This is a genomic window from Bifidobacterium pongonis, assembly GCF_019331805.1.
In the GTDB taxonomy this organism is placed as follows: domain Bacteria; phylum Actinomycetota; class Actinomycetes; order Actinomycetales; family Bifidobacteriaceae; genus Bifidobacterium; species Bifidobacterium pongonis.
The window spans coordinates 1-13,341 of the sequence record NZ_JAHBBE010000045.1; the positions used below are offsets into that span (position 1 = coordinate 1).

General features: G+C 60.1%; 9 protein-coding genes. 7 read left to right on the forward strand and 2 right to left on the reverse strand.

Annotated features, from left to right (window positions below):
- Positions 1-34: 34 nt before the first annotated feature.
- Complete coding sequence (locus tag KIH75_RS09225; RefSeq protein WP_219056424.1) at positions 35-1,516, reverse strand: amino acid permease; 1,482 nt, start codon at positions 1,514-1,516, stop codon at positions 35-37.
- 499 nt (positions 1,517-2,015) lie between these two features.
- Here KIH75_RS09225 and KIH75_RS09230 point away from each other — a divergent pair, with 499 nt between their 5' ends.
- From KIH75_RS09230 to KIH75_RS09250, 5 genes are all read left to right on the forward strand, one after another.
- A complete protein-coding gene (locus KIH75_RS09230) occupies positions 2,016-2,519 on the forward strand; it encodes a hypothetical protein (RefSeq protein ID WP_219056425.1) in 504 nt (167 codons plus the stop codon).
- A complete protein-coding gene (locus KIH75_RS09235; protein WP_219056426.1) occupies positions 2,516-3,478 on the forward strand; it encodes a class C sortase in 963 nt (320 codons plus the stop codon). The genes KIH75_RS09230 and KIH75_RS09235 overlap by 4 nt, the downstream gene beginning before the upstream one ends.
- 230 nt (positions 3,479-3,708) lie before the next feature.
- Positions 3,709-6,153 (forward strand): DUF7604 domain-containing protein, encoded by a 2,445-nt coding sequence (locus tag KIH75_RS09240; protein WP_219056427.1) that lies wholly within the window; start codon positions 3,709-3,711, stop codon positions 6,151-6,153.
- Positions 6,154-6,332: 179 nt separating this feature from the next.
- Complete coding sequence (locus KIH75_RS09245; RefSeq protein WP_236028218.1) at positions 6,333-7,865, forward strand: SpaA isopeptide-forming pilin-related protein; 1,533 nt, start codon at positions 6,333-6,335, stop codon at positions 7,863-7,865.
- Between the two features lie 405 nt (positions 7,866-8,270).
- Complete coding sequence (locus tag KIH75_RS09250; protein ID WP_219056429.1) at positions 8,271-8,849, forward strand: hypothetical protein; 579 nt, start codon at positions 8,271-8,273, stop codon at positions 8,847-8,849.
- A gap of 138 nt (positions 8,850-8,987) precedes the next feature.
- On the opposite strand, the gene KIH75_RS09255 is transcribed toward KIH75_RS09250, so the two are convergent.
- Entirely contained in the window at positions 8,988-10,448 is a 1,461-nt protein-coding gene (locus KIH75_RS09255) for a cation:proton antiporter (RefSeq protein WP_219056430.1), read from the reverse strand.
- Between the two features lie 331 nt (positions 10,449-10,779).
- Here KIH75_RS09255 and KIH75_RS09260 point away from each other — a divergent pair, with 331 nt between their 5' ends.
- Positions 10,780-12,519 (forward strand): FTR1 family iron permease, encoded by a 1,740-nt coding sequence (locus tag KIH75_RS09260; RefSeq protein ID WP_219056432.1) that lies wholly within the window; start codon positions 10,780-10,782, stop codon positions 12,517-12,519.
- Positions 12,520-12,581: 62 nt separating this feature from the next.
- Positions 12,582-13,238, forward strand: coding sequence for an iron transporter (locus KIH75_RS09265; RefSeq protein WP_219056431.1), 657 nt, complete (start codon positions 12,582-12,584; stop codon positions 13,236-13,238).
- Positions 13,239-13,341 lie beyond the last annotated feature (103 nt).

Here is a 13,341-nt window from a genome sequence, read left to right on the forward strand (position 1 = left end):
CGCACCGCCCATGCAACCGTAACCGGCGCAAGCGTCACGCGCGCTGCTTGGTGAAGCGGCTCTGCAGCTCGTATGCCACGAACAGCACGATCAGCCAGATCACGCCGGCGACCACAGCGATGCGGTAGCTTGCGGAGAAGCACATCAGCACCACGACCAGCGCCATGAACGCGATTACGATATACGGCATCACGCGCGCGAACGGCAGTTTGAACGCGATCTTGTCGAGCGCCTCCTGGCCCTTCAGCCCCTTAAGCTCGGCCGGGCCGTCACCGGCGGCCACCACGCGGCGGAAGTGGATTTCGGTGATCATGATCATCGTCCAGTTGATCGCCGCCGCGATCGTGGCGATTGACATCAGATAGTTGAACGCGAATTCGGGCCACACGAACACGACCACCACGGCGATGGCGATGATGATCGCGGAGGTGATCACGCCCGCAGCCGGCACGCCACGGCGGGTCAGCTTGCCCAGATACGCCGGGGCGTTGCCCTGCTTGGCCAGCGAATACAGCATGCGCGAGTTCGCGTACAGGCCGGAGTTGTACACGCTCATCACGGCGGTCAGACACACGAAGTTGAGGATGCCGGCGGCCGCATGCACGCCCACGGAGTCGAAGATCTGCACGAACGGGCTGGAATTGCCGTCGATCTTGTTCCACGGCACCACGGCCATGATCACGCCGAGCGCGAGAATGTAGAACACGAGAATACGCCAGATGATGCCGTTGGTGGCCTTCGGGATCGTGACGCGCGGATTCTCCGTTTCGCCAGCGGTGATGCCGATGAGCTCGGTGCCGCCGAAGCTGAACATGACCACGACCAGCGCCATGAGCAGACCGGTCCACGTGCCGTCCGCATTGTGGGACATCAGGCCGTGCGGCATGAATCCGCCGTCGATGGTGAACCAGTTCGCGAAGCTCGCGCGAATGCCGGACGCGGTGGGAACGTTGGCGATGATCACATACAGGCCGCCCAGGATCATGGCGATCACGGCGACGATTTTGATGATGGCGAACCAGAATTCGAATTCGCCGAACTTGCTCACGCCCATCAGGTTCAGTGCGGCGATCACCACCAGGAACACGGCGGCGGACACCCATTTCGGAATGTTCGGGAACCAGTAGTTCACGAAGGATCCGACCACGGCGAGCTCCACCATGGCCACAAGCACGTAGTTGAACCAGTAGTTCCAACCGGAGATGAACCCGGCGCGCTTCGACCAGTAGCGCGTCGCATAATAGCTGAACGCGCCGGCCTTCGGGTCTTCGACGGCCATTTCGCTCAAGGCGCGCACGATCATGAAAATGACCAGACCGCCGATCAGGTAGGCCAACAGGATGGAAGGCCCGGCCAGCGCGATCGATTCGCTGGAACCGTAGAACAGGCCGGTTCCGATGGCGCCACCCAAAGCGATCAGCTGAATATGGCGGTTTTTCAGGGATTTGCGCAGTGTCGCGGGCACCGGCACGTCGTCGGTTTCGCGCGGTGCACGCGTGGCGTTGGTTTCGCTCATGGAATATCTTCCCTCTCTCATACTGGGAGCGTGCGGGCGATGGGGAATGGCCCGCGCGTTGCCAACGATTGTAATCCGTGCCGGCTTCGCCCGCGTATTACGTGATGTTCGGTGGACACACGGGGGTGTGTGTCGCCGTGGAAGCGGCAGGCAACATGCCGGCGGGGGTGTGCGGGAACCCCGCAACGGCAACGGTTGCAACGTTTGAAGCGATACGGGTCGAATGCTGGCCCGTATGTGTGCGTGATGTGTACGACGGGTGTATGGAATTGCGTAAATCGCCGTTGTGTGCACAAAATGTTCCTAGCTGTGATTACCGCTCCGACGACAAGGGAAAGTCGGAAGGGGGCGGCGATGGGGGAGATGAGAGAAAAGTCAATATGGGGTCGCCATACGGGTGACCTGTAAGGAGTTCGCATGAGAGTCACAGGGGCGTCGACAAGAAGGGCGGTCGTAGTCGCTTTCGCGGACGGTTGCGGTAATCGGTGAGGAGATCGAGATGCGAAACGGAAAATTCACCATCAAGGAACGGGCGTACCTATCCAGTCTGCCCGCGGTAAAGAACGTCAGCGCCACGCGCATCAAATACGAGGACTGGTTCCGTACCGAATGCATGTGCCGGTACGAAGCCGGAGAATCGCCCGTCGCCATCTTCCGTGAGGCCGGGCTCGACCCGGAGCTCATCGGGTACAAGCGCATCGAACGGTGCATCGCGCGATGGAAGAAGCGTTGGCGTGGTATCAAGCACATGACCGGCGCCCAACTGACCGAATCCGATAACGCGCTGCTGATGTCGCTGCGCGAGAACGCGCAGGCGGCGGCTGGGAACGGCATGGCCGGAAACGGTGCGGCGGGCAAACCGGAACCGCAAGGCGCGAAGGCCGGATTGGCCGAAGCGGCGAACACGCAGCTCGCGATCAGCGAGCGCGACCTGCTGATCGCACGTCAGGCGTTGCGTATCAGGGAGCTTGAGCGTTTGGTCGGCAAATTCGTGAAGCAATGAGCGCGCAGGATATCGTGCCGTCATTCGAAACGGCGACCGACATCTCCTCCGTAATACGTGCCCGCCGCGCGGCGAAACGGCAGCAGATCGTGCTGCGATGCATCGCGGTGCTGCTGATTCTGGCCGCGATTTGCGCCGGCGGGTTCCCCGCGTTCATGCAATACCGTTCCTCGCGCGAGCTGGCTGCGGCGACGGAACGCGCGTCTCGCCGTGTGCATGACTGGCCGGAACCGTTGGCGGATAACGCGTTTGCGGCCGCCCAAGCGTATAACAAGCGGCTTGCGACATCCACGCAACCGGTGTTGGGCGAGGCGGCCGATCCGTTCGGAGTGTCCGGCGGCACCGCATCTAAATCCTCACAGGATACGGAATACCATGCGCTGCTGGATGCGGGCAATGGCGTGATGGGTTCCATTCGTATTCCGAAGATTTCGGTCGATTTGCCGATCTACCATGGCACGTCGCAATCGTCGCTGGTGCTGGGTGCCGGTCATTTGTATGGGTCGAGCCTGCCGGTGGGCGGAAGCGACACGCATGCGGTGATCACCGGCCATCGTGGCATGGTGGAGGCCGCCATGTTCACCCGGTTGGATGAGATGGGTGTCGGCGACTATTTCTACATCAAACAGATGAACCGCACGTTGGGGTACCGCGTGGACCGTATTTCGGTGATCGACCCCAGCGATACGTCGAAACTGCGTATCGTGCCGGGCGAGGATCGCGTGACGTTGATGACGTGCACGCCGTATGGCATCAACACGCATCGTCTGCTGATCTCCGCGTTGCGCTCGCATATGCCTGATCAGATTCCGTATTTGGAGGATGCTGTGGGCGATGCGCGTCATGTTGGCATTGGTGTCGGCGCGGTTTTGCTATGTGCTGGACTGGCGGTGATCTGGTTGCGCCGCCGCCCGTGGCATATTCGCAGGCATGCCGCCGCCTGGCCCGATCAGCGCTGAACCGGCGGTGGCTCGGCTGTGTCCATAATGCCGTTTCGGGTGTGCGAATCTTGGCGAAAACGATGTCCATCACCGTATGAACGGGTACCCCCGATATATTGAAAACCCTTGCATTGCAAGGGTTTTCGTGTTTGTTGTCCCCTCTACCCGCCCCCATCGCGGGGGTTCGGTGGCCTGTCTGGTTTTCCTTACTTTGGAATCAAACAGGACGCATACAAGGAAGGGAAGGTATGGGCGACGAGTGGGAGCGTTCCACCGGAACCGTATGGGTGTGGGGCAGGCGTTGCTTGGCAGTGCTCATATTGATCGCGATGATCGCAGGCTTGGGTTGGATGGGCATTCCGGCCATTGCGGATGACGGTTCCGCGCCGCGGGCGGCGGATGGTACGACGGGTGTTGACGCGGCGAGCGGCTTGGAACGGCATAAGCGCATCAGGAGTAACACGGATGGCACGTACACGTTGAATCTTGATGTGAAGGCGCCTACGGATTCCTCTGCGGAGGGCAGGATGCCGATGGATATCACCATGGTGCTCGACGTGTCTGCCAGCATGCTGGATTACAAAGGCAAGTTCGACGGTCTGAAAACGGCGGCCAACAACTTCATCGACAAGGTGGACAAGCTCAACCAGGCGATCAGCGACCCCGCGAAGAAGCATCGCATCGCGCTGGTGAAGTTCTCCGGCAACATCAATGAGAACCTCGGTGACGATATCTATACGGATGACAAGCAGGACACCAATTATTCGCAGATCATCCGCCATCTTTCCCCGGATCTCACCGGGTTGAAGGAGAAGATCACCGCGCTGAGGGCCGCCGGCCGAACCCAGTCCGATCACGCCATGACGCTGGCCGAACGCACGCTGCAGCTGGCTCGTCCGGACGTGAAGAAGGCCGTGGTGTTCTTCACGGATGGCGCTCCCATGGGGCCAGCCAATCACCTGGGCATCAATTTCTTCGTGGATATCGCCAACTCGGCTCTCGCGACGGCGCGAAGGCTGAAGGACAACGGCATCACCATCTACTCCATCGGGCTGCTGTACAATGCCAGCCTCGAAGGCAACGCCCACGAGAACATGTTCCTGCACACCGTTTCCAACAACTATCCCAAAGCGGTGAACGCGTTCAGGGATGATTGGCATGAGATCGAATGGTTGGGCAAGAAGAAGAAAGTGTGGGCAGCCGCCCAGATTCCGGAGAACTTCGGTCCAGGTGATCGCCATGCCGGATTCTACAAGCCTGCGAAGAAGGCCGAGGAACTGCACAATATTTTCGACGGCATCTACAACGAACTGTCGAAGGCCCCCGAATACAAGGGCGTCACCATCACCGACGAACTTTCGCAGTACGTCAAGCAAAGCGGGATCGTGTACGACAAGGCCGTCAAATCCGGCGACTTCCACAAGGTGACGGCGGGCGCAACACTCAAGTTCAGCGGCGACCAAGCTTCGGCACCCGTGCAGGGCAAGGACTACGACCTGTGGTTCGATCCGTCCGGCAACGGCAAGATGCGTGTGGAATTCGCCGACTCGTACATGCTCAAGGCGCGCGAAACCTATACGTTGGAATTCAACGTCGAACCCACGCAGCAGGCCTACGATACGTTCGCGCAGAACGGCAGGGCCGGCAAAACCGGTGCCGACCTGTACAACGGTGTGCTCGGCAGCGAGAACTCCGATCTGCCCGGCAACGAGACATCCTCGGGCAAACCGGGCTTCTACAGCAATGATGCGGCAACCATCGAATACGCAAAGGACAAGGAACCGGGGCGCGTCGACTATGTGGAGCATCCGGTCGTGCAGGTGCCATCATCCACATTGAACATCGTGAAGGAATGGCAGGGCGAAGGCGCCAAGCCGGAAAACCTGACGGTAACGGTCGAACAGGGCGGCGTGAAAACGCCGTTGACGTTGAAACCGGACGCGAACGGCGTGTGGAAAACCAGTCTGATCGTTCCCGCAGGCGAGGAGAAAACCTACAAGGCGCAGGAGGAGAAGCTCGGCGAGCAGTGGGTCGTCTCCTACAAGCACCAACTGGAATCCGGCCCCGCCGAGGATGGCGATACCGTCACCCTTCCCGCGTCGCGCAAGTCGCAGACCGCCACCATCACCGTCACCAATCGGCGTGCCGAAGTGGACGTGCCGCCCAACGAATCCATCCTGGTGAACAAGAAGGTGATCGGTTCGGCGCTGGCGCAGGATTTCTCCTTCACGGTGTTTGCTTCGGGCGATAACGCGGACAAGGTGCGCTGGCCCGACCCGGAGCAGACCAGCGGCAAGATCGTCGCGAAGGACGTGTTCGAATCCAGGCCGGTGACCGCCGCGCTCGCCGACAAGATCACCCTCCCGGTGCCGGACGACACGTCGAAGCGTGAAACGTACACGTTCACCATCGTCGAAGACGGGTCCAAAGACGCTCCGGAAGGTTGGAAATACGACGATTCGGAGGAGGAAATGCATGTCACGGTCGCCTATGACCAGAAGAGCAAGAAATGGACGGCGACGCCCGATGTCAAGCAGGTCAAATTCGTCAACCGGTACCTCAAGGCTTCCGCGCTGCCGTTGACCGGCGGTTCGATAGTGCCGCGACTGCTCATGGCGGGAGCCGTGGCCGGCTTGGTGAGCATCGTGCTGGCGGGCACCGGCGTGTACCGGGTGAAGGAGCCGCTCATGTAGTGCCCGGCACCGGTTTGCGTTCCAGCGATTCCAGCGATTCCAGCGATTGCGGAACCAGCGGGGAACGGCCACGGAACAACAGATTTGCCGATCGGCTGGCGGGAAGCCCCGGCATTCCGCCGACTATCGGAACAACAACAATAGCCAACACAAGATAAGGAAGAGGAACTCCCTTGAATATGAAGAAACTGTTCGCCGGCATCGTTGCCGCCGCAACATTGATGGGCGGTTTGGCGCTCGGCGCGGCAAGCGCGCACGCGGCCGAAACCGTGGTGACGGATAAGGCCACGTTCACTTTCACCGCCGATCACCCTGCACAGCTTAGGGATCGTGCCGTCGATGTCTATAAGATTGGCGATTACGTGAAGTATGGCGATGGTGCTGGAGCCAAGTATGGCGTGCGCACCACGTCTGCCAATAAAGAAGCCGTGGACGCTGCACTGAGCAAGGCTCTTGGCGCTGAATACGGCAAGAAGGATGTTGACAATCTTTCCGCAGCCATTGCCGATGGCAAGCTTGATCGTTCGGAAACCCGCCCGTGGGATGCCGGCACCGCACGTAAGTTCGCTGATGAACTGAAAGCAGTCATCAGCAAGATGACTGCGGTGGCGCCGACCCCGCAGATGACTGTTAACGGTACCGCCGGCACTTTCGAACTGCCTGCTGGCATCTACCTGTTCAATGACACTTCGCATCCCACCGCGGCTGTCACCCAGGCTGTGCCGATGATCGTCGCCTCTGGCAAGGTCGCCAATGGCATGCTGACTGAGCCGACCGCAGGTGCGACGGTGAACTTCAAGAGCACCAAGAACACGCCGCACACCAAGGAAGTCAAGCAGAAGACTTCGTCGGTCGGCGATGTGCTCGACTACACCCTGAAGGGCAAGGTTTCCATCCCGAAGCCGGATTCCTTCGCATTCACCGATCAGCCGGGTGTCGGTCTGACCGTCAAAACCGATTCCTTCAGCGCCACCGTTGATGGTAAGGCCGTCAATTTCTCCGATTATTTCGATACCGACTTCCGTGCGTTGAAGAACGGTACTGATGGCAACGGGGAGGAGATGTTCACCGTGACGGCGAAGACCGCGAAGCTCGATGAACTTGCTGGCAAGCCCATCGAAGTCTCCTATAAGGCTCTGGTGAATACCGAAGCCAAGGGTATGGATACCGTGGTTAACAAGGTGGTCACGCACGATCCCGATAGCACTGAGAAATTCCATACGGTTCCCACTCAGCTGTTGGAGTTCGAATTCACCAAGGTCAATAAGGACGGTGCTGGCATTGAGGGAGCGACCTTCAAGCTCAGTGTCGAGAAGGATCAGACCGGTTCCTTGCCTGTTGCAGGAGGCCCTGAGGTGGAAGCCACCTCCGGCAAGGACGGCAAGGTGAAGTTCGATAATCTGAAGGCCGGCACCTATACCGTCACCGAAACCAAGGTCGCCAACGGTCAGTACCAGGACATCAAGGCAGCCTTCACCATCGACCTCAAGGAGGACGGCACCTACACGATCACTAAGAATGCCGTCACCGATCCGTTCGATCTGGTGAACGCGGAGAAGAAGACCGTGCTGAACGTTCGGAATATCACCGAGCTGCCGCTGACTGGTGCGGCTGGCACCGCACTGTTCACCGTGATCGCGCTGCTGCTGGGCGGCGCTGGCGTGGCGATCGTGCTCAAGTCCCGTTCCGTCAAGAACACGCCGGTAGCCTGATAAGCCACCTCCCACCACCACCCCCGTTCTCGGAGACGTCATCCCCAGCGTCTCCGAGGACGGGGGTTTCCTCGTTCCTTTGCCTGAGGTTGAACCGTCGCTGCGGGAAACGGCATGGAACAACGGTGGCGGGGGCTTCGATGAGATGTGAAAACAATAGTGTTTACATGGCGAAACGCCGAAACGGACGGGATTCACGTATGCGCCCGGCGGAGGGCGAAACGTCCTTAAACCGTGGGAAATCGCGGTTTTCCGACCATGCAGGCAATGGCGTTCCATGACGCTGGTAGGGGGTGTGACCGGGGGCGTACCCGTTGACAAAAACCATACACTGAAGGGACTGCGAGGGGACGCAGATCATCAAATGGAGATGGGAGAAACGCTCATTTGAGATCAGGAGGAACAATGAGGCTAGGTGGAGGTGCCTTCAGCGACGAAGAAGTATGGCTGTTGAGCAAATTACCTGCAGTGGCAAACGTGACGCACAATCGCATCACCTATTCGGATACCTTCAAGCGGATCTGCACGCTGCGGTATCTCGCCGGCGAATCGCCGACGAAGATCTTCCGGGAGGCAGGATTGAGCCCGTCCATCATCGGGTACAAGCGCATCGAACGCAGCGTGGCCAGGTGGAAAGCCAAAGCGTTGCAAGCGTTGGAGGATGATGCCGCTGCCGACGATCCGAACCGGGACGTCATCGCGCGACTGGCGGACAGGTACGGTGAAACGCTCGCTGCCAAGCGGAAGTTCGACGATGCAGTCGATTTCATGCCGCCGTCCGAAGACGAGGAGCGTAAAGGACCGTCCAGCGCGAAGGAAGTCAGCGATCTCATCGAACCCCGTCACGACGCGCGTGATAATTGGAACGGCCCGGCACATCGCGGCCGCGCCCCGATGCTGAACGCCATCATCGCCCAGCAGGCCCGGCGCATCGACGAGCTGGAACAGGCCAACAAAGCATTGATGAAACGACTGGGTGTCTAAATATCCCGCCATCTGTCGAATACCCGATAATCAACAACGACAGTAAACCAGACAAAACGAGCGGGCGTCCGCATCCTCATGCGAGCGCTCGCTCGTGCGTCTCGGTCAGGTCGACGCAGGCCGACAAGGCCTGAACCGTCAGTTCTTCGGCAGTCGGTAATCGCGCGGCAGATCGCGCACCGACTTCGGGTCGAGACCAAGCTCCTCCAAACGGCGATCGAGTTCGCGGCGGGCCTTGCGAGCCAACGCGAACCGTTCCGCCGCATCCTTCGAACCGTCCGAAGCCGCGCCCTTGGCGTTCTCGGCCAGCTCGTCGATCAGACTCCGGTGACGCAACAGTTCATGGATTTCAGCGTGATCATGCATGATGTGCTGCCAGTCGGACGGCGTGCGCAGAATCTCCTGCACGGCGGTCACCGGGTGCACGTCCGCAACCTGATAGGTGAGCGAACCGAGCAGCGGCATGAGGAACACGGTGATCGCACCGGCGGCGACCAGGGTGGATGCGGTGGCCTGCTGCATGGTACCGGCCTTGACGGCCAGCGAAGTCACGGCCACGATGATCGGCAGCGCGGTCGTGCAATACAAGGCCACGGTCACGCGATGATGCGACGACATCGGCGTGGACCGCTTATCAAGCGACATGGCGATGAACACCGGCACCGCGCGGATCAGCATAAGCATCACGATGAACGTGACCAGCACGCCCGGCTCGCCAGCCACGGCGCGCACGTCGATCGCCGCGCCCGAAACCACGAAGAACACGGGAATCAGGAAACCATACCCCACGCCGTTCAGCTTCGTTTCCAACGACTCCATACCATCCGGAATGATGTAGCGCAGAATGAACCCGGCGGCGAACGCGCCCAACACCACGTCAAGCTTGAACAGCGCCGAAACCGTCACCAGAAACACCAGCAGGAACACGGTCATGCGCATCATCGTCTGCGATGAGGTGTTCGCGTTCTCGGTCAGGAAACGGTACGCGCGATGACCGGCCTTACGCGCCTTCGCCGGAATCCTCGCGCACACCACGCAAATCGTGCCGAACACGCCCAGCACCAGCAGCGTCTGCCAGCCGGTCCTGGTCGACAGCAGTACCGCCATGGCGAGAATAGGGCCCAGCTCACCCCACGTGCCGTAGGAGATGATCGCATCGCCGACCGGCGTGCCATCAAGATGACGTTCCTTGAGAATCGGCATCAGCGTGCCGAGCGCGGTGGTGGTCAAGGCGATGATGACGGCGATGCTGTTCAGATCGCGCGACGAGAAGAACGGGATAAGCGTGATGGCCAGCCATGCGATCGCCAAACTCACCGCCCACGTGACCAAGCCGACCTTGCCTTGATGTCCGGAAAGCCGTTTCGGATCGATCTCATAACCGGCCAGCAGGAACAGGAACGCCAAGCCGAGCTCGCTGAGCAATTCCACGGCATCGGTGGTCCAGATCACGTTGCAACCGTACGGGCCGAGCGTCGCGCCCGCAGCCAGCAGCAGCACGGTTTGTGGAATGAATCTGCCCGGAATGAGCTGTGCGACGATCGGGCAGACCGCCGCCACCGCCATGATGACGGTCAACGAGACAAGATCATGAGTCATGCCCCCAGCCTAGTCAGCCAGGCGAATTGGAGTGTCGGCAGGGGGTGAAACCGTCGCGCACGCTCAGCATGTGAGACGACACGCCCGAAAGGGCGGAAAAATAAATGGCGGAATATCGCCGTTTTGTGATGCGCTACAACAAACCATTCCAAAAATCAAGACTGTTGTTCCCAAAACTTCCGTTTTACATTGTGCTTCGGTGCGCAACGTGCGTACGGCAATGGAAGCGCATCGAAAGCAGGACCGAAAGAGAGAGGAACAGGTCATGCCATCTCGCGTCGTGAACGTGCGGCACAGCCAAGCCGTGGACGCAGGCAATGCCACAGGCCGCATGGTCGGCCGATTCGCCGCCATCATCATGGCGATGCTGGTCACGTTCGCCACCGTATTCGCATTCGGTTCCACCACTTCCACCGCGTTCGCCGCCAGCAGCAGTTATGCTGATTACGCTACTTGGAGCGCCGTCGCCAAAGCCATCAACAAGCAGCTCGCCCAAGGTGAAAGCGACTACCGTTCCGGCAACACGTATCAGGCCGCCACCGACTTCCAGAACGCGCACTGGATGAACTACGACGCCTCCAACTTCTCCACAGTCGTCAACGACACCATCGGCGAAGACAAGCAGAAAGCCCTCCTCCAGGAATTCACCGACCTCGAAACCCTCGCCTACCGGCAGAACAATGCCGACGCGATCGCCAGCAAAGTCGACGCGCTCTCCAACGACATCACCGCCACCGCGCAAACCCTCGACGCGAACAGCAGCCTCGCCAACCCGCGCGACTACGCCAAGCAGCGCGACGCGCAAACCGCCAAAGAACGCAAACAGCTCGACGCAGTCAAGAAAAACTCCTCCAAAGGCAAAGGCGACCGCACCTGGAGCGACGTCGCCAAGGAAATGAACGTCATCCTCGACAAGGCTTACAAGGCCGCCATTTCCGGCAAAGGCGACGAAGGCTCCAGCCTCGTCAACAACGCCTACTACCAGTACTATGAGAAGCTCGGCTTCGAAAAGAACGTGATGAACGCCATCTCCGGCGATCGTGTCTCGCAGGTCGAATACCAGTTCAAGATGACCCGCAAGATCATGCGTGAAGGCGGCTCCCAGAAGGAAATCAAAAAGCTCGTCGACGATCTCAAAAGCTGGCTCGTCGAAGACGCCGCCACCCTCGACGGCGGTGCCGCCGACGGTGTGAACGGCTTCACCAAGTTCATCACCAGCTCCATCGGCCAGGCATTCCTCGTGCTCATCCGCGAAGGCCTCGAAGCGCTGCTCGTCGTAGCCGCCGTCATCGCCTACCTCGTGAAATCCGGCAACAAGCGCTTCACCAAGTGGATCTACCTCGGCGTGCTCGCCGGTCTCGCAGGCTCCGGCCTGATCGCCGTGCTCTTCACCTTCCTGTTCGGCGGCTCCGGCCCGATCCAGGAAATCTCCGAAGGCGTGTGCGCGCTCATCGCCATGCTCATGCTGCTGTGGACCAGCAACTGGATGCTCAACAAGAGCTCCGTGGAAGCATGGAACCGCTACATCCGCGACAAGACCGAAACCGCAGTCGCCAACGCGGCCAGCAAAGTCGAAGCGGGCGAACGCGTCGGATTCGGCATGGTCGTCTCGCTCGCCATGCTGAGCTTCCTCGCCGTCTTCCGCGAAGGCGCCGAAACCGTGATCTTCTACGAATCCATCTACTCGATGAGCCAGGATTCGAAGGGCATGTGGATCGGCGGACTCGCCGCCGCGGCAGTGCTGATCGTCATCTTCCTCATCCTGCGCTTCACCTCCGTGAAGATCCCCATCGGACCGTTCTTCCTCGTCACCTCGATCCTGATGGCCGTGCTGGTCGTCGTGTTCGCAGGCGGCGGCATCCACGCGCTCATCGAAGGCGACCTCATCGAAGGCCACTACCTGAGCACCGTGCCCACCAACGACTGGATCGGCCTGTACCCGTACGTCGAATGCCTGGCCGCACAGGCGATCGCCGCAATCGCGGTCATCGCACTGTTCGCCATCGGCTTCGCACGCAAACGCCGCCTACGCAGCGCCGCCACCACCGGCACCACCGACGTCCACAACTGAACGCCGACGCCCCACCCCAGATTTTCCTCTACGGAACAACAACCAACCAAGAAAGAGAACCAATGAAGAACAAGAAGATCGCCGCCCTGCTCGGCATCCTGCTGGCCGGCTCCATGGCCGTGTCCATGTCCGCCTGCGGCAGCTCCGACAACAAGGCCGCCTCCACCAAGAGCGACACCACGTCCTCCAAGACCGCCGACACCAAGGACAGCTCCGACTCCAACGATTCCAAGGGCTTCGAAGAGATTCAGGTCGACGAAAAGCACTCCGATCAGGAAGTCGGCCCGCTGACCGTCAACGCCGTATACTTCCAGCCCATCGACATGGAACCCTCCGGCATGGGTCTGAAGGCCGCCGACGCCAGCTTCCACCTCGAAGCCGACATCCACGCCAACCAGAAGGGTACCAAGCTCGGCTACGGTAAGGGCGACTTCGTGCCGGACCTCACCGTCAACTACGACATCATTGACAAGTCCACCAACGAGTCCGTCGGCTCCGGCACCTTCATGCAGATGAACGCCTCCGACGGCCCGCACTACGGTGCCAACGTCAAGCTCGACAAGGCCGGCGCCTACAAGCTCGTGCTCAAGATCGAATCCCCCGAAAAGAAGGGCTGGATGCTCCACGTCGATCCCGAAACCGGTGTGACCGGACGCTTCTGGACCGAGCCGCTGGAAGTCACCTTCCCGGACTGGAACTACACGCCTCAGGAATGGTGAGTGAAGACGTATACCTGCCGCTCCTCTGATTAGAAGTTAACCCCCCGCGGTTTCCGCATACGTTGCCCGACCGTAAGCTTGGCCGAACGGCCTTGAGTGTGTC